We start from the raw sequence: 25,376 nt of genomic DNA on the forward strand, positions 1-25,376 counted from the left end.
CATGACCGACGCCAACGCCCGCCGCGCCGCGCAACTTCTGCACCACCGCAAGGCCGGCCTGACCCCCGGCGAGCCCATCGCGCCGCCCATCGTGCCCGCGACCACCTTTCATCTGCCCGCGAACGGCACCGGGGCCAATGGCTATTCCCGCGCCGGCACGCCCGGCTGGACCGAATTGGAGGCGCAACTGTCGCTTCTGGAAGAGGCAGAGACGGTCGTCTTCCCCTCGGGCATGGCGGCGATCGCGGCGGCGCTCTTTGCCTGCCTGAAGGCCGGCGACCGGGTGATCCTGCCCGCCGATGGCTATTATGTGACCCGGGTGCTGGCGACCGAGTTCCTGGCGGGGCTCGGCGTCGAGGCGCAGATGCTGGCGACGCGGGACTATGACTCGGCCGACCTGGGCGGGGCGGCGCTGGTCTATATCGAGACGCCGTCGAACCCCGGGCTTGATGTCTGCGACATCGCGGCCATCGCGGCGCGGGCCAGGGCGGCGGGCGCGCGGGTGGTGGTCGACAACACCACGATGACCCCCTTCCTGCAGCGCCCGCTCGATCTGGGCGCGGACCTGGTGGTGGCCGCCGACACCAAGGCGCCGGGGGGCCATTCCGACCTGCTGGCGGGCCATGTCGCGGGCCGCGATGCCGCGCTGATGGCGCGGGTGCGCGATTGGCGGCGGCTTTCCGGCGCGACGCTGGGCCCGTTCGAGGCCTGGCTTCTGCACCGGGGACTGGAGACGCTGGAACTGCGGCTGGAGCGGATGTGCGCAAGCGCCCGGTTCATCGCTGAACGGCTGGCGGCGCATGGGGCGGTGCGCGACCTGCGCTATCCGGGGCTGCCGGGCGATCCCTCGCACCGGATGGTCGGGGGACAGATGGCCAATGGCGGTTTTCTGATCGGGTTTACCCTGGCAGATGCCGGCGTGGCCGAGCGGTTCCTGTCGGCCTGTCCCTATCTGGCGCAGTCCACCAGTTTCGGGGCGACCCATTCCTCGGCCGAGCGGCGGGCGCGCTGGGGCGATGCCGTGCCGGAGGGGTTCCTGCGGCTGTCGGTCGGGATCGAGCCGGTCGAGGAGTTGTGGCGCGGGATCGAGGGCGCGCTGGCTGGGTAGGGACAAAACTTTTCGAAAAGTTTTGCAAATTCCTTCGAAGGAATTTGGTCCCGGCTTATAGGTCGTTCAGGATCCGCGCCGCTTCGGCCTGCACATCGGCCAGCTTGCTGCGGTCCTCGCCTGGGAAGAACCGCGCCCGGGTGGCGGTGGGCAGGGCCTCTGGCGTGGCGATCATCACGCGCGGTCCGTGCTTGGCCGTCTCGGCCTGCCAGCTGCGCGCCAGCGCCATTTGGGCGGCTTTGGTGGACCCGTAGGCGCCGAAGAACATTTGCCCCGCGCGCGGATCGTCCAGGAACAGGGCGGTGCCCTGATGGGCACGCAGCAGGGGTTCGACCATCGGGATCAGCATGCCGGTGGCGCGGGCATTGGTCGCCAGCGACTTGTCCCAGTCCTTCTGGTCCAGGTGCCCGGCCGGGGCCAGCGGGGCGGCGTGGATCGCCGCATGAACCCAGAGGCCCAGCCCGCCCCAGCGGTCATGGATGCTGCGGCACAGGTGCCGCATCGCGTCGTCGTTGGTCACGTCCATCGGCGCCAGCGTCAGGCCGCCCGCGCCCGGAAGCCCGGCGCGTTTCACCCGGTCGTCCAGCTCTTCCAACCCGCCGACGGTGCGGGCCACGGCGACCACATGCCAGCCGCGCAGGGCAAGCTGTTCGGCCAATGCGGCGCCGAGGCCACGCGAGGCCCCTGTGACGAGGGCGATCTTGTCGTTCATGGGTCAGTCCTTCTGGCAGGCGGCGGAGCCTCCGGCGGGGATATTTGGGCAAAGATGAAAGGGCAAGGGGAAGTACTGTTCAAGCCTTGCGACCATAGCCCGCAGTGAGTTCGGTCTGGCGTGTTTCGATGATCTGCCTAAGGAGCGCATTGGGGAGCGGTGTATCAGGGGTAAATAGGACGCCGGATTTCGAGGTCTTGAACGGAGTGCAGTCGATCTGCGGGATGACGCTGCCGGAATGGGGGTAGAGACCGAGGTGTTTCGCAAAGGCCGCGTAGCCCACAACCATGCGGCCCTTCGGCCCCGGCTGGCGGAAGCCGGGCATGGCGTAGGACATGACCTCTGAATGGTCGGGGAGAAGCGCGCGCAACCGGGAACGAAGGTCGGTCAGCGCGGCGCGCTGGTCGTCGGGCAGGGCGGTGATGTAGGCGTCGACCGATGCAGGATCGGCGCTCACTCGGCCGCCTTCATCTCGAACCCTTCCTCGATCTTGTCCGAGGGGGCCACCGGGTAGTCACCCGAGAAACAGGCGTCGCAGAACTTGGGGCTGGCCGGGTCGCGGCCCGCCGCTTCGCCCGCTGCGCGGTAGAGGCCGTCCAGCGAGATGAACTTCAGGCTGTCGACGCCGATCCAGTCGCGCATCTCGTCCTCGGACATCGTCGCGGCCAGGAGCTTCGATCGTTCCGGCGTGTCGACACCGTAGAAGCAGGGCCAGGCGGTGGGAGGCGAGGCGATGCGGAAGTGGACCTCGGCGGCGCCCGCCTCAAGGATCATGTCCTTGATCTTGCGGCTGGTGGTGCCGCGCACGACCGAATCGTCGACCAGGATCACCCGCTTGCCCTTGATCAGCGCGCGGTTGACGTTCAGCTTCAGCCGCACGCCCATGTTGCGGATCTGGTCGGTCGGCTCGATGAAGGTGCGGCCCATGTACTGGTTGCGGATGATCCCCATCGCATAGGGGATGCCGCTTTCCTGGCTGTAGCCGATGGCGGCAGGCGTGCCTGAATCGGGGACGGGGCAGACGAGGTCGGCATCCACCGGGGCTTCGCGCGCCAGTTCCACGCCGATCTGGCGGCGGGTTTCATAGACGGAACGGCCGCCGATGATGCTGTCGGGGCGGCTGAAATAGACGTTCTCGAAGATGCAGAAGCGCGATTTGGCCGGGGTGAAGGGCCGGGTGGAGTTCACCTTGTTGCCTTCGATCACCACCATCTCGCCCGGCTCGATCTCGCGGACGAAATCGGCACCGATGATGTCCAGCGCGCAGGTTTCCGACGACAGCGCCCAGCCGTGGTCGCCGATCCGGCCAAGGACCAGGGGCCGGACGCCCAGGGGGTCGCGGACGCCGATCAGCTTGGTGCGGGTCATGGCGACGACGCTGAACGCGCCCTCGACGCGGCGCAGCGCGTCCTTGATCCGTTCGGACAGGTTCTGCTGGATCGAGCGCGCCATCAGGTGGATGATGCACTCGCTATCGGACGAGGATTGGAAGATCGACCCGCGCTCGATCAGTTCGCGCCGCAGGGCGGCGGCGTTGGTCAGGTTGCCGTTGTGCGCGATGGCGCAGCCGCCCATCGAGAATTCGCCGAAGAAGGGCTGCACGTCGCGGATCGCGGTCGCACCCTTGGACCCGGCGGTGGAATAGCGGACATGCCCGATGGCCAGTTGGCCGGGCAGGGTGTCCATCACATCGGGTTTGGTGAAATTGTCGCGGACATAGCCGAAGCGGCGGGCCGAGTTGAAGCCGTGGTCGGGGTGATAGCTGACGATGCCGCCTGCCTCTTGCCCGCGGTGCTGCAGGGCATGCAGGCCAAGGGCGACGAAGTTCGACGCGTCGGCCACGCCGACCACGCCGAAGATCCCGCATTCCTCCTTCAGCTTGTCGTCATCGAAGGGGTGCGAGCGGAAAGGAGTCATCGTCCGATTCCTGTCTTGGGCGTGCGTTGCGCGGTTGCCGGTCCTTTACGGCAGCCGCGCGGGGCTGTCACGCCCTGAAACGCCGGAAGGACTGCCGATCACCCGTTCGTGGCCGGAGCGGCAGGCGCGGCGGGGGTCACCGGCTCGGGTGCGGTACCGGTGGCGCAGACATTCGTCAGCTCGTTGTAGCGGTCGACGATCCAGCCCGGCGCATCGGTCGGGATGCTTTCGTCGATCTGGGCCTGGAAGTTGGCGAAAACCAGCGCGGTGCGGCTTTCGTCGACCATCGGGATCGCCTGGTCGGCCAGGACGCGGTCATAGACGATGAAGCCGATGGCAATAAGCAACACGCCGCGCGCCACGCCGAACAGGAAGCCAAGCGCCTGGTCGATCCCGCCCAGGGCCGAGCGTTGCACCGCCCCGGCAAAGAGCGGGGTGAACAGCGCGGCGACGATCAGGCCGACGACAAAAACCCCGGCAAAGGCCGCGACGACCGACAGTTCGCAACTGTCGGACAGGAACTCACCCACCACGGGAAGCTCTTTCACCAGGGGCTGGACGCCCGGGGCGAAGTAGTAGGCGGCGATGGCCGCACCGATCCAGCCCAGGATCGACATCAACTCGCGCACCAGACCGCGCGAGAAGGCGAGGATCGCCGAGACAAGGATGATCAGCGCCGCACCACCGTCAACCGCGGTCAGGTTTTCCATCTTCTGTCCCCATTCCCTTTTTTCGCAAGGGCTTATCCTGCCCCGAACATTTCGCCCACAAAGGCCGTCAGGTCCGGCATCTGCCGCACCGTCATGCCGGCCGCCCCCTCGATCTTGGACCCCGAGGGCAGGGTTGCCAGTGAGAAACCAAGTTTCGACGCTTCTTTCAACCTGTTTTCGGTCTGTCCGACTGGCCGCAGCGCGCCGGAAAGGCTGATTTCGCCGAAAAGCACCATCTCGGGCGGTATTGCCACATCCTCGCGCGCCGACAGAAGCGCGCCGGCGACGGCCAGGTCGGCCGCAGGCTCGTTCACGCGCAGGCCACCGGCGACGTTCAGGAACACGTCGAGGCCCGCAAAGGGGATGCCGCAGCGCGCCTCCAGCACGGCCAGGATGGTCGAGACGCGGCCGGAATCCAGCCCGACGACCGTGCGCCGCGGGCTGGCCAGGGTAGAGGGGGCGACAAGCGCCTGAATCTCGGTCAGGACCGGGCGCGTGCCCTCGATCCCGGCAAAGACCGCCGATCCGGGGGCGGGCTGGTCGCGGTTGGCCAGGAACAGGGCCGAGGGGTTCGGGACCTGGGCAAGGCCGCCGCCGGTCATCTCGAACACTCCGATCTCGTCGGCCGGGCCGAAGCGGTTCTTAACCGCGCGCAGGATGCGGAACTGGTGGCCCCGCTCGCCCTCGAAATAAAGGACGGTGTCGACCATATGCTCGACCACGCGCGGCCCGGCAATCTGGCCGTCCTTGGTGACATGGCCGACCAGGATGATCGCGACCCCGCGCCGCTTGGCGAAGGTGACAAGTTCATGCGCGGCGGCGCGGACCTGGCTGACGCTGCCGGGCGCGGCCTCGACAGAGTCCAGCCACATGGTCTGGATCGAGTCGATTACCGCCAGGGCGGGGCGTTCGGCGTCCAGCGTGGTCAGGATGTCGCGCAGGTTGGTCTCGGCGCCCAATTGGACCGAGGCATCCGTCAACCCCAGGCGTTGGGCACGCATCCGCACCTGGGCGCTGGCTTCCTCGCCCGAGATATAGAGGCATTTCAGACCCTTGCGGGCGAAGCTTGCCGCAGCCTGCAACAGAAGCGTCGATTTCCCGATCCCCGGATCGCCGCCCACCAGGATCGCCGAGGCCGGCACCAGACCGCCGCCCAGCACCCGGTCCAACTCGTCGATGCCAGACGAGGCGCGGGGCGGGGCCGCCTCTTCGGTCGCAAGGTCGGTCAGCGGGATCGTGCGGCCCTTGGCGCCAAGGGCCTTGGGGCCAGTGGACAGCGGGGCCTCTTCCACGATGGTATTCCAGCCGCCGCAGGCATCGCATTTGCCCGCCCATTTCCGGTAAGAGGCGCCGCAGGCGGTGCAGGTGAAGGAGGCCGTCTGTTTCATGGCGCGACCCTGCCCCGTTTGCCCTTGGACCGCAAGCTTGTGCGGGGGCCAAGGGTTTTCGAAAACCCTTGCAAATTCCTTCGAAGGAATTTGGCGCCGATCAGCCGGCGGGCTTTGATTTCCACGAGATCAGGACCTGCGCCAGGATGCAGCCGCTGAACAGATACAGCCCCCAGGCGGTCTCGATCGTGACCATGCCCGCGCCCTTCACGATCACGATGTAAAGCGCGATCAGGAAGATGTCGGCCATCGCCAGCTTCCCCAGAAGCTCCAGCGCCGGAAGGGTGCGGGGGGAGAGGAGGTTCCAGTGCAGAAGCGCAAGGCCGATGGTCTTGGCATAGGGCGCGAAGATCGCCAGGAAGGTGACAAGCAGCGCCAGCGCCGGGTCCGTCTCCCACAGCGCCTGCAGGCCGGTGATCACACTGATCTCGTCCATCCCGAAGATCGGCAACAGGGCGGCCCGCAGCAGGGGCGCGAACCAGGCGAGGGGGAAGAGGATCAGGAGGGCGAGGTTCAGGAATTTCATCTTGCGGCCCTGGTGGCTGAGGGCGGGACTGGAGGGTTTCACACCCTCCAGACCTCCCGTGGGATATTTCAGGAAGGGAAAGCGGCTGGCGGCGTCAGCGGATAGCAGCGATCGGCCCTTCGGCGCGACCATGGATGAACTGTTGCACGTAAGGATCCGGCGTGGCGTCCAATTCACTGACCGGGCCGGTCCAGCGGATCACGCCGCCATGCAGCATCGCCACGTTGTCCGCAATCGCGCGGACCGAGGACATGTCGTGGGTGATGGTCATGGCCGTGGCCCCCATCTCGGTCACGATCTCGCGGATCAGGGCGTTGATCACGCCGGCCATGATCGGGTCAAGGCCGGTGGTGGGTTCGTCGAAGAAGATGATCTCGGGGTTCGCCGCGATGGCGCGGGCGAGGCCGACACGTTTCTGCATCCCGCCCGAAAGCTCGGCGGGGAAAAGGTCGGCGGTCTCGGGTTTCAACCCGACGCGGCGCAGTTTCTCGATGGCAATCTCGCGCGCCTGGGGTTTCGGCAGCGGCTTTGCCCCCCGGACCAGGCGGAAGGCGACGTTTTCCCAGACCTTCAGCGAATCGAAGAGGGCCCCGCCCTGGAACAGCATCCCGAACCGGGCCAGAAAGGCGTCGCGGTCGGCTTTCGTCACGTCCTGGCCGTCCAGCGTGATCGTGCCGGAATTCGGGCGGACCAGCCCCAGAATGCATTTCAGCAGGACCGACTTGCCCGTCCCCGACCCGCCGATGATCACCATCGAGGTGCCCGAGGCCACCGTCAGGTCCACCCCCTGCAGCACCCGGTTCTCGCCGAACCGCTTATGGACGCCCGAAAGTTCGATCATGAGGTGAAGAACACCTCGGTCAGGACATAGTTCGACGCAAGGATCAGCACGCTGGCCGAGACCACCGCCGCCTTGGTCGCCGCCCCCACGCCCTGCGCGCCCCGGGCCGAGGTCATGCCGTGATAGCAGCCCATCAGCGCCACGATGAAGCCAAAGACCGCGCCCTTGACCAGACCCGAGCCAACGTCCCAGCCTTCCAGGAAATCCACGGTGTTCTTCAGATAGACGGCCGAGTTGAAGTCCAGCCGCGTGATCCCGACCAGCCAGCCGCCCATGATCCCGATGGCATCGCCCACCGCGACCAGGACCGGCATCGACAGGGTCGCGGCCAGGACGCGGGGCACGGCCAGGTATTTCAAGGGGTTGGTCGAAAGGGTCACCAGCGCGTCGATCTGCTCGGTCACCTTCATCGTGCCGATCTCGGCCGCGATGGAGCTTGCGACCCGTGCGGCCACCATCAGCCCGCCAAGGACGGGACCAAGCTCGCGGGTGATGCCGATGGCGACGATCGAGGGGACCACGGTTTCCGCGTTGAAGCGGCTGCCGCCGGCATAGATCTGCAAGGCGAGGGCGCCGCCAGTGAAGATTGCGGTCAGCGCGACCACGGGCAGCGAGAACCAGCCGATCTGCAGGATCGCATGGCCCAATTCGCGCAGGTAGAAGGGCGGGCGCAGGATATGGGCAATGACCTGCGCCGCGAACAGGGCGACCCGGCCGACCGAAGCCAGCGCCAGCAGGACAGGACGGCCGATGGCGCCAAGCGCCGCCGTCACGCGGCCCCCTCCTGATGGCGGCGGGCATAGCGGGACCCAAGGCCGGTCAGGATCTCGTAGCCGATGGTGCCACCAAACTCGGCCAGGGCGTCGACGCCCTGATGCGGGCCCAGGATGTCCAGAAAGCGCGGCACTTCGGGCAGGTGGGTGATGTCCACCGTGATCAGGTCCATCGAGACGCGACCGACCAGCGGGCAGGGCGTGTCCCCATCCCAAAGCTGCGCCTTGTTCGACAGGGTGCGCGGCAGTCCGTCGGCATAGCCGCCCGAGACCGTGGCGATGATCGAGGGCTTGTCCGCAATCCAGGTGCAGCCATAACCCACGGCCTCGCCCACCTCGACCTCGCGGGTCTGGATCACGGGAAGCGAGAGCGTGACCACGGGATGCGCCGCCGCATGGGGCAGGCCGCCATAAAGCCCGACGCCGGGGCGGGTCAGGTCGAAGTGATAGCGCGGCCCCAGAAGGATGCCGCCCGTGGCCGCCAGGCTGCGCGGCAGGCCGGTGCCGTCGGTCATCGCATGAAAGGCGCGCAACTGCGCCTCGTTCAGGGGATGGTCGGGTTCGTCCGCACAGGCCAGGTGGCTCATCAGCAGTTCGGGGCCGGCATCGACCAGGATGGGGGCCACGGCCTGCCATTCCAGCATCTCGACGCCAAGGCGGTTCATGCCGGTGTCCAGTTGCACCCCGAACGGATGGCCGGGCAGCGATTCCAGATGGCGGGTGATCTGGTCCAGGCTGTTCAGCATCGGCGTCAGATCAAGGTCGAAGATCATCTCGGTGTCGCCGGCCATATGCCCCGACAGGACCGCGATCTGCGGTCCCGGCCCCAGGGCCTGGCGCACCGCCGCACCTTCCTCGGCATAGGCGACGAAGAACCGGCGTGCGCCCGCCTGCGCCAGCGCGCGGGCGACCCGCGTCACGCCCAGCCCATAGGCATCAGCCTTTACCACTGCAGCCGTCTGCACCTCTGGCCCGGTCAGGCGGTCCAGCGCGCGCCAGTTGGCGGCAATCGCATCAAGATCAATCGTCAGGGTTGCAGTCGACATGGCCGCTTCTTTCGACCGGGCGCGGGCCGTGGTCAAGGGAAAAGCAAAGGTGCGGCACCGGCGGGGGTTGAGGTTGGCCCACGGCCGCGCAAGGGTGGCCGGATGAGTACCCATGACCACACGCCGACGGACGAGGCGGCGGATCTCTGGCTGACGGTCCTGTGCTGGATCGGGCTGGGCGTCGCCACGCTGGACGCCTTTGTGCAACCCCTGCCGGCGGGCCTGACCTGGGCCGCGCTGGGGCTGGCTTTCCTGACCGGGGGCCTGCCCGCCGCCCGCTCGGCGCTGAACGAGTTGTGGCACGACCGCCGGCTGGACATCGACCTTCTGATGGTCGTCGCAGCACTTGCGGCGGCGGCGGTCGGCGCGGCGCTGGAGGGGGCGGTCCTGCTGGCCCTGTTCTCGCTGTCGCAGACGCTGGAGCATCGGGCCATGGGCAAGGCCCGCCGCGCGGTCGAGGCGCTGATGCAGTTGCGCCCCGAAACCGCCCTGCGCGAGGGGGCGGGGGGCGTGGTCGAGGAAGTGCCGGTCGCCGACCTGGTGCCAGGTGACCGGGTGATCCTGCGCCCCGGCGCGCGGGTGCCGGTCGATGGGCGCGTGGTGGCGGGCAGCGGGCACATGGACGAAAGCACCGTGACCGGCGAATCGCTGCCCGTGCGCAAGGACCACGGCAGTCCGGTGCATGAGGCGACGGTGAACCTGGACGGCATCCTGACGGTCGAGGTGCTGCGCCCGCTTGCCTCCAGCACGGTGGCCCAGATGATCAAGCTGGTGACCGAGGCGCAGGCGATGAAATCGCCGTCCGAGCGGTTCTCGGACTGGTTCGGGCAGCGTTATACGATCCTGGTGCTAGTGGGGTCGGTCCTGTCCTGGTTCGGCTTTCGCGCGATGGGCCATGACGGGGGCGAGGCGCTTTATCGCTCGGCCACGCTTCTGGTCGCGGCCAGCCCCTGCGCGGTGGTGATCTCGGTCCCGGCGGCGATCCTGTCGGCGCTCTCGGCGGCGGCGCGGGGCGGGGTCCTGTTCAAGGGGGGCGCGGCACTGGAGACATTGGCCGAGGTCCGCACCTTTGCCTTCGACAAGACCGGCACGCTGACCACGGGGCAGGCCGTTGTCACCGCCGTAACCGCGCTGGAGAGGGACGAGTCCGGTTTCCTGGCACTGGCCGCCGGGCTGGAGGCGCAGTCCGAACACCCGATCGCCGCCGCGATCCGCGCCCATGCGGTGGCGCGGGGCCTGACCCCGGTCGCGGTCCGCGACATGCGCGCCCATCCCAGCGAGGGGATCACTGGCCAGGACGGCGAAGGCCCGGTCTGGGCCGGCAATGCCCGGATGCTGGCCGCCCAGGGTGGCCAACTGCCCGATGCTCTGGCAGACCTGGCTGACGGGGCCGAAACGTTGGTCCTGGTCGGGCGCGGTCCGCGCGTGCTGGGCGCGGTGACCGTGGCGGATGCCCCTAGGGAAACTGCGGCCCGGGCGGTGGCGGCGTTGAAAGCCTCGGGTGCGGCGATCCTGATGATGACCGGCGACCGCCCGGCCGTGGCGCAGCGCATCGGCGCGCGGCTGGGCCTGGCGGCGGACGAGATCCACGCGGGCCTCTTGCCGGCCGACAAGGTGCAACTGGTCGATCAGGCGGCGCAGCGGGGCAGGGTCGCCTTCATCGGCGACGGGGTGAACGATGCCGCGGCGCTGGCACGGGCCGATGTCGGCGTGGCGATGGGCGTCGCCGGCAGCGAGGTCGCGCTGCAGGCCGCCGATGTGGCGCTGATGGCCGAGGACCTGCAGAAGCTGGCCGCCGCGCAGGCTCTGGCCCGTCGTGCGGCGCGGATCATCCGGCAGAACCTGACGCTGGCGCTGGGGGCCATGCTGGTGCTGGTGGTGGGCAGCCTGTTCTTCGAACTGCCCTTGCCGCTGGCGGTCCTGGGGCACGAAGGCGGCACGCTCTTGGTGGTGCTGAACGGCTTGCGCCTGTTGGCCGACCCGATCCGGTCGCGCTAAGGGCGCGGCAGCGTAGGGTGTGCTTCCAGCGCACCCGTCCTAGCGACCCAGTGCGCGGTCCAGATGCACATAGCCGCCGTCGACAAACAGCCATTGGCCGGTCGTATGGCTGGCCTTCGCCGACAGCAGGAACACCACCGTCGCGGCGATCTCGGCATCCGTGGTCATTCGCTGGCCCAGCGGGATACGCGCGGTGATCAGCGCCTCTTGCGCGGTCGGATCGGCGAAGCTGTCCAGCCATTGCCGGTACATCGGCGTCATCACCTCGGCCGGGATCACCGCGTTGACCCGCACTCCATCCGCTGCCAGTGCTGCCGCCCATTCCCGCGTCAGACCGAGTTGCGCCGCCTTTGCCGCGACATAGGCCGACGTGGACCCCTGGCCGGTCAGCGCGGTTTTGGACGCGATGTTGACGATCGCCCCCCTGGCGGCCTTGAGGTCCGCCAAAAGAAGATGCACCAGCGTGTAGTAATGCAGGAGGTTCTGGTCCAGCGAGGCGCGAAACGCCTCGGGCCCGGCCTCAAGCCCCACCCCGTCATTGGTGCCCGCGTTGTTCACCAGCCCGTCGATCCGCCCGAAACGGCCCCGCGCCATCGCGACCGCGCGGCGGCAGTCCTCGTCGCGCGCAAGGTCGGCCAGGATCACGGTCGCCTCCGGTTGCAGGGCGGTCAGCCTTGCCAGGAAACTGTCGGGCGGCGCGTGGCGCGTGAAGATCACCGGCACCGCGCCTTCCTCGGCCAGCGCCAGGCTGATCGCCGCGCCGATCCCCGACCCGCCGCCGGTGACCACCACCACCTTGTCCTTCATCCCCAGATCCATGGCCTGCCCCCGCGCAGTCGGTCAAGACTGCCCCAGCCGCCCGTGCTTGGAAAGGGGGCCGCCATCGGGGCATCGAGCCCCTCAGGCGGCGCTGCCGGGGAAGAACCGGGACGCGGCGGCGCCGGGTGTCAGAAGCCGACGTCCGGCCCGCCCGAGCCCTGCCATGGCTTGGCCAGGTTGCCGAACCGGGTGAACCGGCCTTCGAACGACAGTTCCACCGTGCCGATGGGACCGTGGCGCTGCTTGCCGATGATGACCTCGGCCTTGCCATGCACCGATTCCATGATCGCCTGCCATTGGGCCATCTTTTCCAGCTCGTGATCGCCGGGCTTTTCGCGTTCCTTGTAGTACTCGTCGCGGTAGACGAACATCACGACGTCGGCGTCCTGCTCGATCGAGCCGGATTCCCGCAGGTCGCTGAGTTGCGGCCGCTTGTCCTCGCGGCTTTCCACCGCACGGCTAAGCTGCGACAGGGCGATGACCGGGATGTTCAGCTCTTTCGCGATGGCCTTCAGCCCTTGGGTGATCTCGCTGACTTCCTGCACCCGGTTTTCCTTGGACGACCCTTTCAGAAGCTGCAGGTAGTCGATGATCAGCACATCCAGCCCATGCGTCCGTTTCAACCGCCGGGCGCGGGCCGCGACCTGGCTGATCGGCAGGGCGGGGGTGTCGTCGATGTAAAGCGGGCAAGCTTCCAGCGCCTTGGCGGCCTCGACGAAGCGGCGGAATTCCTGTTCGGTCATGTCGCCGCGGCGGATCTGTTCCGAGGGCACTTCGGCCGCCTCTGACAGGATACGGGCGGCCAGCTGCTCGGCGCTCATTTCCAGGCTGAAGAACCCGACGACCCCGCCTTCCACCGCCCCCTCGCCGCCATCCGGCAAGCGGCCGCGCTTGTAGGCCTTGGCGATGTTGAAGGCGATGTTGGTCGCCAGCGAGGTCTTGCCCATCGACGGACGGCCGGCAAGGATCAGCAGGTCCGAAGGGTGCAGCCCGCCCAGCTTCTTGTCCATGTCAATGAGGCCGGTCGAGATGCCGGCAAGGCCCCCATCGCGCTGGTAGGCCGCATTGGCCACATTCACTGCGTCGGTTACAGCCTTGAGAAAGCTTTGAAAACCGCGTTCCGCAACGCCCTGTTCGCCCAGCTTGTAAAGCCGCTGTTCGGCCTCGATGATCTGGTCCTTGGGTTCCGAGGCCACCTCGACCTTGGCCGCCTGGGCCGAGATGTCGCGGCCAAGCTGGATCAGCTCGCGCCGGACGGCCAGGTCATAGACCATCTGCGCATAGTCCCGTGCGGCATAGGCCGAGATCGCCGCCCCCGCCAGCCGCACCAGGTAGGACGGCCCGCCCAGTTCGCGCAGCCCCGCGTCATCCTCCAGAAACGCCTTCAGCGTGACTGGCGAGGCCAGGGCGTTCTTCTGGATGCGCGCGGCCGCCACCTCGAAGATGCGCTGGTGGACGGGGTCGAAGAAATGCTCGGCCTTCACCAGGCTGGAGATGCGGTCGAACACCTCGTTGTTGGTCAGGATCGCGCCCAGAAGCTGTTGTTCGGCTTCGATATTATGGGGAAGCACCTCGGTCTCGGGGGCTGCCTGCGCCGGCACCATGGGACGTAGGGCGGTAATCTCGGTCATGTCTGCCTCCTGCCGTCGCCTTCTCTGCCCTATCCGGGGCGGGTCCGGCAATCCCGGGACATCCCTGTGGACAAGGCGGGGCGACTCGCTTGGTGTTGTGAAGTCCCGGCTTCAGCCTACCACATTTCGGCCGGCGACTGTGGGCAGATCGAGTCGCGGGGACTTGTCCCCAGGTCCGCCCACAGATCTGCCCACCGCTTTTCCGTCATTCCTCGCCGCGTCAGGCGGGTTTCCGCGCCTCTTGCCAGGCGCGGGGCGCTTGCAGGAAGCTTTCCACCTCGGCCAGGGTCGTTTCGTCAAATGACCCCTGCGCCCGCGCCTCGGCCAGGACGTCCCACCAGGTGCACAGGTGATGCAGCTTCACGCCATGGGCACCCAGCTTCGCCTCGGTGTCCGGGAAGATGCCGTAGTAGAAGATCACCGCCGTATGGCCGCAGGTCGCGCCCGTCTCGCGGATCGCATCGACGAAGGAAAGTTTCGAGCCGCCATCGGTGGTCAGGTCCTCGACCAGCAGCACACGCTGGCCTTCGGTCATCGCGCCCTCGATCCGGGCGTTGCGGCCATAGCCCTTTGGCTTTTTGCGCACATAGGTCATCGGCAGGGCCAGCCGTTCGGCCACAAGCGCGGCAAAGGGGATGCCGGCCGTCTCGCCGCCGGCGATATTGTCGAAGGCCTCGAACCCCGCCTCGCGCATCACCGTGACCGACAGGAAGTCCATCAGGGTCGAGCGGATGCGCGGGTAGCTGATCAGCTTGCGGCAGTCGATATAGGTCGGGCTGGGCAGGCCGGAGGCCAGCGTGAACGGCGTTTCCGCGTTGAAGTGGACCGCCTTGATCTCCAACAGCGCGCGGGCGGTCAGGCGGGCGATTTCTTCTTTCGGCGGGAAGGCAGAGGGGATCATGCGGGGGTCCTTTCGGGCGGGCTCATCGTGCGACTGCGTCTTCTCCTCGCGGGCGACGAGTGACGAAGTCATCGAGGAGCGGTCAGGTCACGACGTGCCAATGCACGGGGAAACCGGGTTGGAAAACGGTGACGGGGCCGGGGTCGGCGTGGATCTTCTCGGGCCAGACGCAGGCCTCCGCCCGCTTTTCCAGCCGGATCGTGCCCTCGTTCACCGGCAGGCCATAGAAGGCCGGCCCGTGGCGCGAGACGAACCCTTCCAGCCGGTCCAAAGCGCCCTCTTCCTCGAACACATGCGCCAGCAGGGACAGGGTGTTGGTCGCCGTGAAGCAGCCCGCGCAGCCGCAGGCATGTTCCTTCAGCGCATCGACATGCGGCGCGCTGTCGGTGCCCAGGAAATACCGGGGCGAGCCAGAGGTCGCGGCCCGGCGCAGCGCCAGCCGGTGCTTTTCGCGCTTGGCGACCGGCAGGCAATAGTAGTGCGGCTTGATCCCGCCCGCGAGGATATGGTTGCGGTTGATGATCAGGTGATGCGTGGTGATCGTTGCCGCCAGACTGTCCCCACCCTCGGCCGCATAGGCCACGCCCTCTTCGGTCGTGATATGCTCCATCACCACCCGCAATTCGGGCAGGCGGCGGCGCAAGGGGTCAAGGACCGTGTCGATGAACACCGCCTCGCGGTCGAAGATGTCCACGTGGCTGTCCGTCACCTCGCCGTGCGTGCAAAGCGGCAGGCCGATCCGCGCCATCACCTCCAGCACCGGCATGACCTTGGTCAGGTCGCGCACCCCGGAATGCGAGTTCGTCGTCGCCCCCGCAGGATACAGCTTTACCGCCTTCACCAGGCCCGAGGCCGCGGCGCGTTCCACATCCGCGGGATCGGTGCCCTCGGTCAGGTACAGCGTCATCAGTGGCTCGAAAGCCATGCCCTTGGGCAGGGCGGCCAGGATGCGCGCGTGGTAGGCGCGGGCATCGTCCAGTGTCACCACCGGCGGCACCAGGTTCGGCATGATGATCGCCCGCGCGAAATGGCGGGCGGTCTCGGGCAGGACGGCCTGCAGCATCGCGCCATCGCGCAGGTGCAGGTGCCAGTCGTCGGGGCGGGGTAGGGTAAGGCTGAGCATGGTCCGGCAGGTAACGTAAACCCGACCCCGTTTCCAGTGGCATCGCATGGCCTATTGCGACAGGATCGCCGCAAATCAGGAGACCGCCATGTTCCGCCCGTTCCTCGTCCTTGCCTGCCTGTCCCTTCCCGCCGCCGCGCAAGAGATCGACTGTGCCGATGCCATGGCGCAGATGGATCTGAACCAATGCGCCTATGACGATTGGGAAGCCGCCGATGCGCAGTTGAACGACGCCTATCAGGACGCGATGGACCTGTTGCGGGACTGGGACGCCAACCTTCCCGCCGACGAGCAGGGCGGGGCCGAGGCCCTGCGCGAAGCGCAGCGCGCCTGGATCACCTTCCGCGACCAGGCCTGCGCGGCCGAAGGCTATGCGATGAAGGGCGGCAGCGCCGAGCCGCTGCTGGTCTATGGTTGCATGCGCGTCCTGACCGAAGAGCGCACCGCCCACCTTACCGGCATGGTCGACGCTTACCGCTGATCACGCGCCGTTCAGGCTGGGCCGTCCCGGACCCAAAGAACGGAAGGGCTGGGCGTTCCCCCATGCGTCAGCGCAGGACATCTCCTCTGCGCGACAGTAAAGGCGGCGACACCGCGTCAGGGAAAGGGTCAACCAGACCACCCTGCGGCGCTAGTCCTCCAGTCCGGTCAGTTCGGCCAGCCGTCGGGCATAGCGCGGCGCGTTTAGCCGTGAGGTGACCGAGCGGCAGATCATGATCTCGCGCTGGCGGTGGCCCTGCAGCCGGGCTGCCGCCAGGATCGCCCGCAGATAGCTGCCGTTCGACCGCCGCCCGCGCCAGAGCCACGAGAAATAGGCCGGCGAGAACTTGCCCTCCATCGCGGCTTCCAGGATCCGGTCCAGGATGCGCATTTCCTTCAGCGTGTCCTCGGTCCCCTCGCCGGTGTGGCGGGCGTGCAGGGGCGTGACCCAGGGCCGCTGGAACAGGGCGGCGTGCATCGCATCTGGCCGGTGCAGGGGATCGTGGATCAGCCAGACGCGCGAGGCGCTTTCGGTCATGTCGGGGGCATAGCCATAGCGGCTGCGAAAGTTGATCCGGCGCGCGGTGCGGTGGCGTTCGTCCCAGCCGGCCAGGGCGGGGTCCAGCGTGGCGCGTGGGGCGACCAGCACCAGTTCCGCCCCGGGCGCGGTGATCGAATAGGCCGCCGCCGCATAGCCCGCCGGCCCGGCGCCGTAAAAGATCACCCGGTCGAAATCCTCCAGGAACCCGTCATCGGCCAGCCGGTCGAAATAGCGAAACACCGCCGGATCGCGCCACCAGGTCTCGCCGTCAGCCAGGATGGTCAACAGCGACCAGCCCCGCGCCTTGGCCATCTGGTAGAACTCCGGCAGATTGTCAGCCCGGTCCTGCACCGCTCCGACATCCTCGAATGTCACCAGCAGGATTGGCCGTTCTTCGGCAAAGAACGCGTAATGCTTGTCGCCCAATGGCAGGAAGTCACCATCGCCCTCGGCAATCGCAAGCATTGCGCGCTGCCAATCGGGGGGCGCGTCGATATCTGGCATGACGTTGGGCTTTCACGGGTAATTCTGGAACTTTTCTGTCTAGAGCATGGGGCGAAAACCAAGTCTCGACAAGGCTTTGAGTGATCAAATGCCCGCGTTTGCCGCAAACAACCGCGCAAGACTGTTTCCCCGCGGCCTGTTTCGGCAACTCTCGCGAAAGGGTTAATGAATGATTATCAACCAGAGGTGGAAATCTGCCTCGCCCAGGGTTTCCAAACCGTTTCGGCCTCGGTTTGCGACAGGATCCGGCTGGACGGGGTCAAAAGCAGCCGGCCATACAGCGCGCGCCAGGTCTCATCGGCCATCAGCGCGGCAAAGCGGGCCTTGCGCCAGGCCACGGCGGCGGTGTGCAAAGGACCCAGGACCGGATCGGCCAGGAGCCCCGCGCGCATGGCGGCGCTGTCCAGGGTCAGGATCGTCCGGTCCTCCTCAGTATCGAAGTTCCGCTCGACCCAATAGTCCATGCCCAGCCGGCCCACCACATTCGCGCGCCCACGGTCGGCTTTCACCAGATAACTCTCCACCGCCCCCAACGCATAATGGTTCAACTGGACCAGCCGGTGATGATCCTGACCAAGCGCACTGAAGATCCGGCCGCGGTGATAGAGCGCCGGCAGTTCGTCCCCCGATCCGTCGAACCAGCGTGGCTGCCCGTCCGCCGCCGGGCTGCGGGGGCGGTGGACGCCCAGCTTCCGATAGGTCCCGTCGTTGCGGTAAAGCGTCTTGAACAGCATCGCCCGCCAGGGCCAGTGCAGCACGGCCGGCGCAGCGCGGGTAAAGGTTTCGGTCACCGGCCGATCCGCATAGGACACCACGCCGGCATTGCCGAAGAGCCGCCAGGTCAGCGGGATCGCCGTCGCCTCGGGCAGCGCCAGCAGCAGCGCCGAAAGCGTCCGGTCGCCGACATGGACATTGACGAACTCGTCGATATCCAGCGCCAGCAGCCAGTCCGCCCCGGTGACCAAGGGATGCCTGTCCGCCTGCTTCAACGCCGCCCATTGCGGCCCCTCGGGATGCGGCCCCGGATTGCGCACATGGACCAGCCAGCCAAGCGCCGCCAGCCGGTCCAGCATGGCGTCCGTCCCGTCGTCGCAATCGTTGGAAAAGACAAGGAAATCGGTGATCCCGCAGGCCCGGTGATGCGCCAGCCACTCCAAAAGGAAGGCGCCCTCGTTACGCACGCAAAGGACGGCCGTGATCTTCACCCCGCCCGCCCTTTCATACTGGCCCAAATATCCCCGCCGGAGGCATCCGCCCTCTCCACCCAGCACTACGCCGGCAAGGCGTAGCACGGACCCCGAAGGCCGGCCAACCTAGAAGAAGGCCTGCAACCCCGTGATCGCCCGGCCCAGGATCAGCGCATGGACGTCATGCGTGCCCTCATAGGTGTTCACCGTCTCCAGGTTGACCATGTGGCGGATCACCTGGAAATCCTCGGAAATCCCGTTGCCGCCATGCATGTCGCGCGCCCAGCGGGCCGCCTCCAGCGCCTTGCCGCAGTTGTTGCGCTTGATGATGCTGATCATCTCCGGTGCCGCATTCGCCTCGTCCAGCAGCCGCCCGACGCGCAGACTTGCCTGCAATCCCAACGAAATCTCGGTCATCATGTTGGCCAGCTTCAGCTGGAACAGCTGCGTCCCCGCGATCGGCTTGCCGAACTGCTTGCGATCCAACCCATACTGCCGCGCCGCGTGCATGCAGAACTCGGCCGAGCCCATGACCCCCCAGCTGATCCCGTACCGCGCGCGGTTCAGGCAACCGAACGGCCCTTTCAGCCCCTCGACGAAGGGGAGAAGCGCATCCTCGCCCACCTCCACGTCCTTCATCACGATCTCGCCGGTGACGCTGGCGCGCAGCGACAGCTTGCCCCCGACCTTCGGCGCCGACAGCCCCTTCATGCCCTTGTCCAGCACAAAGCCCTTGATCTTGCCGCCATGCGCCTCGGACTTGGCCCAGACCACGAACACATCCGCAATGGGCGCGTTGGAAATCCACATCTTCGCGCCGTTCAGCACATAGCCGTTGGCTGTCTTTTTCGCCGTGGTCTTCATCCCGGCCGGGTCCGACCCCGCATCGGGTTCGGTCAGGCCAAAGCAACCGATGAATTCGCCACTGGCCAGCTTCGGCAGGTATTTCTGCCGCTGCTCTTCGGTGCCGTAGGCATAGATCGGATACATCACCAGCGACGATTGCACCGACATCATGCTGCGGTAACCCGAATCGACCCGCTCCACCTCGCGCGCGACCAGCCCATAGGCGACATAGGACGCCCCCAGCCCGCCGTATTCCTCGGGCACGGTCACGCCCAGAAGGCCCATCTCGCCCATCTCGCGGAAGATCGACGGATCGGTCGTCTCCTCGCGGTAGGCCGCCACCACGCGCGGCTGGAGCTTTTCCTGCGCATAGGCCCGCGCCGCATCGCGCAGCATCCGCTCTTCTTCCGTCAGCTGATCGTTCAGCCGGAACGGGTCCTCCCAGTCGAAGCGGCCCAGGTCGGGCGCGTCCTTGGCTTTCAGTTTCGGTGCGCTGTTCAGGGTGTCGGGCATGTCGGGCCTCCATTCGCCTGCATCACTATTGCACGAAAGGGCAGGGGCCTGCTATCGACTCCCTCGCACGGGTTGATGAGGGAAACTCATAATGCTGCCCCGCCGCTACCTGCCGCCGATCCCCGCGCTGATGGCGCTGGAAGCCGTCGACCGCCTGGGCACAGCTTCCGCTGCGGCCGATGAACTCTCCCTCACCCAGGGCGCGATCAGCCGGGCCCTGCAGGGGCTCGAGGCGCAGCTTGGCGTGCCCCTCCTGATCCGCGAACGCCAGCGCCTGCGGCTGACGCCCGCCGGGCGCGATTACGTGGCCGAGGTGCGCAAGGCCCTGCATCTGCTGGCCTCTGCCTCCATCACCTTACGCGCGAATCCCACCGGCGGCGCGCTGAACCTGGCGATCCTGCCGGCCTTCGGGATGCACTGGCTGGCCCCGCGCCTGGCCCGCTTCGCGCAGACCCACCCCGAGGTCACGATCAACCTCTCCACCCGCCTGCGCCCCTTCGACTTTGCCGGCTCCAGCTTCGATGCCGCCATCCACTATGGCCGGCAGGACTGGCCCGGCGTCGCTTACCTGAAACTCATGGAGGAAGAGGTGATCGCCGTGGCCGCCCCCGGCTTTGCCGCGCTGGACAAGGCGACCGACATCCTGCGCCATCCGCTTCTGCAACTGGAATCGCGCACCGGCGACTGGGGCCGCTGGCTGGCCCACCACGGCCACCCCGGCCAAAGGCCGCCCGGCATGATGTTCGACCAGTTCGCCACCCTGACCCAGGGCGCGATCCACGGCATGGGGGCCGCGCTTATCCCGACCTTCCTGATCCAGCGCGAACTGGCCGAGGGGCGGCTGGTCCCGCTTTACGGCCCGCCGGTCCCGGCGCTTGGCTCCTATTACCTCGTCTGGCCCGCCATGACCCCGGAACGCGCGCCGCTGCGGTCGCTGCGGCTGTGGTTGCAGGGCGAAACCCGCGATCCCGCCTTGACCGACACTGACCCGCCCGCCACTCTGGCCGGAACAGCGGAGGCCCCGTGACCCAGATCCCGACCAGCATCGACGGCGTGGAAACCCTGCTTTCGGGCCAAGGCTATGTCGCCTCGCGCGCGCTGGCGACGGTGGTGTTCCTTGCGCTGAAACTCGGCCGCCCCCTGTTCCTGGAAGGCGAGGCCGGCGTCGGCAAGACCGAGATTGCCAAGACCTTGGCCGCCGCCCTTGGCCGTCGCCTGATCCGCCTGCAATGCTACGAAGGCCTTGATGCCGCCTCGGCCGTCGCCGAATGGAACTTCGCCGCCCAGATGATCGCCATCCGCACCGCAGAAGGCAGCACCGACCGCGACCAGCTGAAGGCCGAGCTTTTCACCGAAGACTATTTGATCGAACGCCCCCTGCTTGCGGCGATGCGCCCGCAACCCGGCGGCGCGCCGGTTCTCCTGATCGATGAACTCGACCGCACGGACGAACCGTTCGAGGCCTTCCTCCTGGAAGCTCTCTCCGACTTTCAGGTCACGATCCCCGAACTCGGCACGATCAAGGCCCCCGAACCGCCCATCGTCATCCTCACCTCGAACCGCACGCGTGAGGTGCACGACGCCCTGAAACGCCGCTGCCTTTATCATTGGGTCGACTACCCCAGCTTCGACCGCGAATTGCAGATCCTGAACGCCCGCGTCCCCGAGGCCCAGGCCGCCCTCAGCCGCGAGGTCGTCGCCTTCGTCCAGCGCCTGCGGCATGAGGACCTGTTCAAGAAACCCGGCGTGGCCGAGGCGATCGACTGGGCCAAGTGCCTTCTTGCCCTCGACGTGATCGCTCTCTCGCCCGAGGTCATTGCCGACACCCTGGGCGCGATCCTGAAATACCAGGACGACATCGCCAAACTGCAAGGCTCGGACGCCAAGCGCCTTCTGGACGAGGTCCGGCGCGAACTGGCTCCCGCATGACTGGCCCCCGCATGACTGGCCCCCGCAAGTCCTTTCATACTGGCGGAAATATCCCACGGGGGGTCCGGGGGGTGTGAAACCCCGCGGGGGTCGTCAAAATGGCAACGTTCCCGGACCTTCCCCTGCCCGAAAACGGCAAACTGGCCGAGAACATCGCGCATTTCGCCCGCGCCTTGCGCAAGGCCGGCCTGCCCGTCGGCCCCGGCCGCACGCTTGACGCCATCCGCGCGGTCGCGGCGGCCGGCTTTGCCCGCAAGGACGACTTCTTCCACACCCTGCAAGCCATCTTCGTCTCCCGCCCCGAGGAACGCGCCCTCTTCGCCCAGGTCTTCCGCCTCTTCTGGCGCGACCCGCGCTACATGGAGCACATGATGACCCTCATGCTGCCCCAGATCCGCGGGGTGGCCGAGGACCGCGCCGCCCAGGCCGCCGAAAAGCGCGCGGCCGAGGCGCTTCTGGACGGGCAACTCCCCCCCATGCCCGAAACCGGCGAGGCGCCCGAGCAGATCGAGATCGACGCCTCCGCCACCATGTCCGCCGAGGAACGGCTCAAGACCCTCGACTTCGAACAGATGTCGGCGGACGAGATGGCCCAGGCCAAGCGGATGCTTGCGCGACTTGCCCTGCCGGTCCGCCCGATCCTGACCCGCCGCAGCCAGCCCACCCCCGCCGGCCCGCGCATCGACGCCCGCCGCACCCTGCGCGAGGCCCTGCGCCACGGCGGCGAGGTCACCACGCTGGCCCGCAAGGCCCCGGTCACGCGCTGGCCGAACCTGGTGGTCCTCTGCGACATCTCCGGCTCGATGTCGGATTACTCCCGCATGGTCCTGCACTTCGTCCACGCCGTCGCCAACCGCAAGGGCCAGGGCTGGGCGCGCGTCCACGCCTTCACCTTCGGCACGCGCCTTACGAACATCACCCGCCACCTGCGCGCCCGCGACGTGGATGCCGCGCTGAAAGCGGCGGGGGCCGAAGCGCAGGACTGGTCCGGCGGCACCCGGATCGGCCAGTCGCTGCACGCCTTCAACCGCGACTGGTCGCGCCGCGTGCTGGGGCAGGGGGCAGTGGTCCTTCTGATCACCGACGGCCTTGACCGCGACGACGCCGGGCTCCTGGGCAAAGAGATCGAGCGTCTGCACCTCTCCTGCCGGCGGCTGATCTGGCTGAACCCGCTCTTGCGCTGGACCGGCTTTGCCCCGAAAGCCGCCGGAATCCGCGCCATGCTGCCCCATGTCGACAGCTTTCGCGCCGGGCACTCCATCGCCTCGCTTCAGGCCCTCGGTCAGGCGATCTCGGACCCGGGCGACGGGGGAGAGAAGGCGCGGCTGTTGGCGCTTCTCCGCAACCCTTCGGGTTAAGTGCAGGTTATCCCTTGGCAAGTCCGTGATATCGCATATCACGGCGCCAAGCCCTAGTTACACGGTGTCGGGCCAACGGGAACCGGGACGAATCGTCTGCGTTTTCTGCACAGCCCATCAGGATAAGGACCTGGATATGAGAAAGCTTCTGATCTCCACCACGGCGCTCTCGGTCGCCATGAGCCCGATGGGCACGCTGCCAAGCTATGCCCAAGTGCTGAACGACGACGGCTCAGTCACCGGGCCGGACGGCACCGTGATCTGCGCGCCGACCGCTGACGCGGCCTGCGATTTCGACGCGATCGTGCTGCAATTGCAGGCCGACGCCGAAGCCGCCGCCCAGGCCGAGGTCGAGGCGCAGGCCGCCGCTGAAGCTGCCGCCGCCGAGGCTGCTGCCGCCGAAGCCGCCGCTGCCGAAGCCGCTGCTGCGGAAGCCGCCGCCCAGGCCGAGGCCGAGGCCGCCGCCCAGGCGGAAGCCGAAGCCCAGGCCGCTGCCGAAGCTGCCGCCGCCGAAGCCGACGCGGAAGCCCAGGCCGCTGCCGAGGCCGAGGCCCAGGCCGCCGCCGAAGCCGCTGCTGCTGCCGAAGCCGCCGCCCAGGCCGAGGCCGAAGCCGCCGCGCAGGCCCAGGCTGAAGCCGAGGCTGCCGCCCAGGCACAAGCCGAAGCCGATGCCGCATCGGCCGCCGCCTCCGAGGCCGAGGCCGCCGCTTCTGAAGCGGTGACTGCCGCCGAAGAGCAGGCTGCGGAAGAACCCGTGGCGGAAGAACCGGTTGCTGAAGAACCGGCTGCGGAAGAGCCTGCCGTTGAAGAACCTGCCGCTGAAGAACCCGCTGTCGAGGAGCCTGCCGCCGAAGAACCGGTTGCCGAGGAGCCTGTGGCGGACGAGCCGGCTGCCGAAGAACCTGTCGCCGAAGAACCGGTTGTAGAAGAGCCTGCGGCTGAAGAACCCGCTGCCGAGGAACCGGTGGCCGAAGAACCTGCAACGGAAGAACCGGCAACGGAAGAACCCGCCGCCGACGCCGCCGTGGAAGGCGAAGCTGCAGTCGAAGGTGAAGCCGCTGCCGAAGCTTTGGTCGTCGAACCGACCGAAGTGCCCGAAGGCAGCGTCATCGACCCTGCCACCGGCGATCTGATCGACGCGGAAACCGCGATGCAGGCGGTCCAGGCGGCCGAGGAAGAACTGGCCATCACCGACGGGGGCGAGATCATCGATCCCGCAGCCGGCCTCCGTGTGGCCGAGCCGGTGGACATGACCGAAGTCGAGCCGGTTGATGCGCCCGAAGTCTCGGAAGCCGAGGTCGAGACGCTGACCCAACTTCTGACCGCCGATCCGACCGCGATCAATCCGGCCGCGCTTGCGGCTGCCGAGGCGGTGGCCGAGGCGCCTCCCGCCGAAGAGGGCGCGCCTGCCACCTTCGCCCCGACGCCGGAAGAACTGCTGTCGGCAGTGACCGAAACCCGGATCACCGAAGACTCGGTCCGCACCTCGTCCGAGGAATTCGCGGCCGCGCCGGTGACGCTGTCGGAAGGCAAGAAGAGCGGTCTTTCCGACCTTGAAAAGGCCGGTCTGCTGGTGCTGGGCGCGCTGGCCGTCGGCGCGATCATCAAGAACAACCGCGAGGCCGCGGCGGACACCACTGTCTCGACCAGCGGCGGCAGCCGTGTCGTCTCGAACACCGGCGACCGCGTGATCGTGCTGCAGCCCGACGGGACCTACCGCGTGCTGAAGGACGACGACACCGTGATCCGTCGCCCCGGCTCGGATGTGCGGACGGAAACCTTCCGCGACGGCTCGACCCGGACGATCGTGGAGCGGGCCGATGGCACCCAGGTGGTGACAATCCGCGATGCGACCGGCCGCGTGCTGCGCCGGGCGACCTATGACGACCTGGGCCGCGAGATCGTGCTGATCGACGACCTGGCGCCCGAGGAAGTCGTGGTGGTCCGCGACCTGCCGCGCCCGGAACGCCGCATCGTGATCTCGTCCTCGGACAGCGATGCCGCCCTGAAGCGCGAGCTTGCCGCGCTTGAGGCGGAAAGCGTGGGTCGCAAGTTCAGCCTGCGCCAGATCCGCGAGATCCCGGAAGTCCGGGCGCTGGCGGCGGTGATCGACGTCCAGAACGTCACGTTTGCTTCCGGCTCGGCGGCCATCTCGGCCAGCGAGGCGCGCAACCTGGCCGACCTGGGCCGGGTGATGCAGGAGCTGCTGGACGAAAACCCGCGTGAGGTGTTCCTGGTCGAAGGCCACACCGATGCGACCGGCAAGGCGGCGATGAACCTCGCCCTCTCTGACCGCCGCGCGGAATCGGTGGCTCTGGCCCTGACCGAGTACTTCGACATCCCGCCGGAGAACATGGTCGTGCAGGGCTATGGCGAGACCGAGCTTCTGGTCGACACCCAGGCCAACGAACCGGCCAACCGCCGCGTCGAGGTCCGGGTGATCACGCCGCTTCTGCGCACCGCCGACCGCGGCTGATCTGCCGCCCAGACCAAAGACGCGCCGCGGGGTCCTCCTCGCGGCGCGT

At 67.7% G+C, this 25,376-nt stretch carries 23 protein-coding genes; 7 read left to right on the plus strand and 16 right to left on the minus strand.

The genetic code is table 11. From position 1 onward, the window contains the following. Position 1: 1 nt before the first annotated feature. Positions 2 to 1,108 (plus strand): cystathionine gamma-lyase, encoded by a 1,107-nt coding sequence (locus CXR42_RS02000; protein ID WP_103255837.1) that lies wholly within the window; start codon positions 2 to 4, stop codon positions 1,106 to 1,108. A gap of 55 nt (positions 1,109 to 1,163) precedes the next feature. Here the strand turns inward: CXR42_RS02000 and CXR42_RS02005 are convergent, their stop codons facing one another. From CXR42_RS02005 to alr, 9 genes are all read right to left on the minus strand, one after another. After that, the gene (locus CXR42_RS02005; RefSeq protein WP_103255838.1) at positions 1,164 to 1,820 is read right to left on the minus strand and encodes an SDR family NAD(P)-dependent oxidoreductase; all 657 of its coding nucleotides are present in this window, start codon (positions 1,818 to 1,820) and stop codon (positions 1,164 to 1,166) included. 79 nt (positions 1,821 to 1,899) lie between these two features. Further along, on the minus strand, positions 1,900 to 2,277 hold the full coding sequence (locus CXR42_RS02010; protein WP_103255839.1) for an iron chaperone: 378 nt from the start codon (positions 2,275 to 2,277) through the stop codon (positions 1,900 to 1,902). Further along, positions 2,274 to 3,737 carry an amidophosphoribosyltransferase gene (gene purF, locus CXR42_RS02015; RefSeq protein ID WP_103255840.1) on the minus strand — a complete coding sequence of 488 codons (1,464 nt, stop codon included), beginning with the start codon at positions 3,735 to 3,737 and terminating at the stop codon, positions 2,274 to 2,276. Before purF ends, CXR42_RS02010 begins: the two co-directional genes overlap by 4 nt. A gap of 98 nt (positions 3,738 to 3,835) precedes the next feature. After that, a complete protein-coding gene (locus CXR42_RS02020) occupies positions 3,836 to 4,447 on the minus strand; it encodes a CvpA family protein (RefSeq protein ID WP_103255841.1) in 612 nt (203 codons plus the stop codon). Positions 4,448 to 4,479: 32 nt separating this feature from the next. Next, positions 4,480 to 5,835: a DNA repair protein RadA gene (gene radA / locus CXR42_RS02025; protein WP_103255842.1), complete on the minus strand. Its 1,356-nt coding sequence runs from the start codon at positions 5,833 to 5,835 to the stop codon at positions 4,480 to 4,482. A gap of 100 nt (positions 5,836 to 5,935) precedes the next feature. Continuing rightward, positions 5,936 to 6,361, minus strand: coding sequence for a paraquat-inducible protein A (locus CXR42_RS02030; RefSeq protein WP_103256976.1), 426 nt, complete (start codon positions 6,359 to 6,361; stop codon positions 5,936 to 5,938). A gap of 94 nt (positions 6,362 to 6,455) precedes the next feature. Beyond that, positions 6,456 to 7,202: an ABC transporter ATP-binding protein gene (locus tag CXR42_RS02035; RefSeq protein ID WP_103255843.1), complete on the minus strand. Its 747-nt coding sequence runs from the start codon at positions 7,200 to 7,202 to the stop codon at positions 6,456 to 6,458. Beyond that, positions 7,199 to 7,975 carry an MlaE family ABC transporter permease gene (locus CXR42_RS02040; RefSeq protein ID WP_103255844.1) on the minus strand — a complete coding sequence of 259 codons (777 nt, stop codon included), beginning with the start codon at positions 7,973 to 7,975 and terminating at the stop codon, positions 7,199 to 7,201. Before CXR42_RS02040 ends, CXR42_RS02035 begins: the two co-directional genes overlap by 4 nt. Continuing rightward, a complete protein-coding gene (gene alr, locus CXR42_RS02045; protein WP_103255845.1) occupies positions 7,972 to 9,021 on the minus strand; it encodes an alanine racemase in 1,050 nt (349 codons plus the stop codon). The genes CXR42_RS02040 and alr overlap by 4 nt, the downstream gene beginning before the upstream one ends. A 102-nt stretch (positions 9,022 to 9,123) precedes the next feature. On the opposite strand from alr, the gene CXR42_RS02050 reads away from it, so the two are divergent. Then, entirely contained in the window at positions 9,124 to 11,019 is a 1,896-nt protein-coding gene (locus CXR42_RS02050; protein ID WP_103255846.1) for a heavy metal translocating P-type ATPase, read from the plus strand. A 39-nt stretch (positions 11,020 to 11,058) separates the two neighbouring features. Here the strand turns inward: CXR42_RS02050 and CXR42_RS02055 are convergent, their stop codons facing one another. From CXR42_RS02055 to pyrC, 4 genes are all read right to left on the minus strand, one after another. Then, positions 11,059 to 11,838: an L-fucose dehydrogenase gene (locus CXR42_RS02055; protein ID WP_103255847.1), complete on the minus strand. Its 780-nt coding sequence runs from the start codon at positions 11,836 to 11,838 to the stop codon at positions 11,059 to 11,061. 128 nt (positions 11,839 to 11,966) lie between these two features. Further along, positions 11,967 to 13,469 carry a replicative DNA helicase gene (locus CXR42_RS02060; RefSeq protein WP_103255848.1) on the minus strand — a complete coding sequence of 501 codons (1,503 nt, stop codon included), beginning with the start codon at positions 13,467 to 13,469 and terminating at the stop codon, positions 11,967 to 11,969. Between the two features lie 220 nt (positions 13,470 to 13,689). Then, positions 13,690 to 14,370 carry an orotate phosphoribosyltransferase gene (locus CXR42_RS02065; protein ID WP_103256977.1) on the minus strand — a complete coding sequence of 227 codons (681 nt, stop codon included), beginning with the start codon at positions 14,368 to 14,370 and terminating at the stop codon, positions 13,690 to 13,692. Between the two features lie 82 nt (positions 14,371 to 14,452). After that, positions 14,453 to 15,493: a dihydroorotase gene (pyrC, locus tag CXR42_RS02070; RefSeq protein WP_103255849.1), complete on the minus strand. Its 1,041-nt coding sequence runs from the start codon at positions 15,491 to 15,493 to the stop codon at positions 14,453 to 14,455. An 88-nt stretch (positions 15,494 to 15,581) separates the two neighbouring features. Between pyrC and CXR42_RS02075 the strand changes: the two genes are divergently transcribed. Then, entirely contained in the window at positions 15,582 to 15,974 is a 393-nt protein-coding gene (locus tag CXR42_RS02075) for a lysozyme inhibitor LprI family protein (RefSeq protein ID WP_103256978.1), read from the plus strand. A gap of 150 nt (positions 15,975 to 16,124) precedes the next feature. Here CXR42_RS02075 and CXR42_RS02080 read toward each other — a convergent pair whose 3' ends face one another. From CXR42_RS02080 to CXR42_RS02090, 3 genes are all read right to left on the minus strand, one after another. Next, positions 16,125 to 17,018, minus strand: coding sequence for a phosphoadenosine phosphosulfate reductase (locus CXR42_RS02080; protein WP_103255850.1), 894 nt, complete (start codon positions 17,016 to 17,018; stop codon positions 16,125 to 16,127). 176 nt (positions 17,019 to 17,194) lie between these two features. Next, entirely contained in the window at positions 17,195 to 18,223 is a 1,029-nt protein-coding gene (locus CXR42_RS02085) for a glycosyltransferase family 2 protein (RefSeq protein WP_103255851.1), read from the minus strand. A gap of 108 nt (positions 18,224 to 18,331) precedes the next feature. Continuing rightward, the gene (locus CXR42_RS02090) at positions 18,332 to 19,564 is read right to left on the minus strand and encodes an acyl-CoA dehydrogenase (RefSeq protein ID WP_103255852.1); all 1,233 of its coding nucleotides are present in this window, start codon (positions 19,562 to 19,564) and stop codon (positions 18,332 to 18,334) included. An 88-nt stretch (positions 19,565 to 19,652) separates the two neighbouring features. Here CXR42_RS02090 and CXR42_RS02095 point away from each other — a divergent pair, with 88 nt between their 5' ends. The 4 genes from CXR42_RS02095 (at position 19,653) to CXR42_RS19645 (ending at position 25,327) form a co-directional block, all read left to right on the plus strand. Further along, entirely contained in the window at positions 19,653 to 20,591 is a 939-nt protein-coding gene (locus CXR42_RS02095) for a LysR substrate-binding domain-containing protein (protein WP_103255853.1), read from the plus strand. Continuing rightward, complete coding sequence (locus tag CXR42_RS02100) at positions 20,588 to 21,493, plus strand: AAA family ATPase (RefSeq protein WP_103255854.1); 906 nt, start codon at positions 20,588 to 20,590, stop codon at positions 21,491 to 21,493. Before CXR42_RS02095 ends, CXR42_RS02100 begins: the two co-directional genes overlap by 4 nt. 98 nt (positions 21,494 to 21,591) lie before the next feature. After that, positions 21,592 to 22,851 (plus strand): vWA domain-containing protein, encoded by a 1,260-nt coding sequence (locus CXR42_RS02105; protein ID WP_103255855.1) that lies wholly within the window; start codon positions 21,592 to 21,594, stop codon positions 22,849 to 22,851. Positions 22,852 to 22,987: 136 nt separating this feature from the next. Beyond that, positions 22,988 to 25,327, plus strand: a complete 2,340-nt coding sequence (locus tag CXR42_RS19645) for an OmpA family protein (RefSeq protein WP_219727915.1) — start codon at positions 22,988 to 22,990, stop codon at positions 25,325 to 25,327. Positions 25,328 to 25,376 lie beyond the last annotated feature (49 nt).

The sequence above is a fragment of the Tabrizicola aquatica genome (assembly GCF_002900975.1).
Taxonomy (GTDB): Bacteria; Pseudomonadota; Alphaproteobacteria; order Rhodobacterales; family Rhodobacteraceae; genus Tabrizicola; species Tabrizicola aquatica.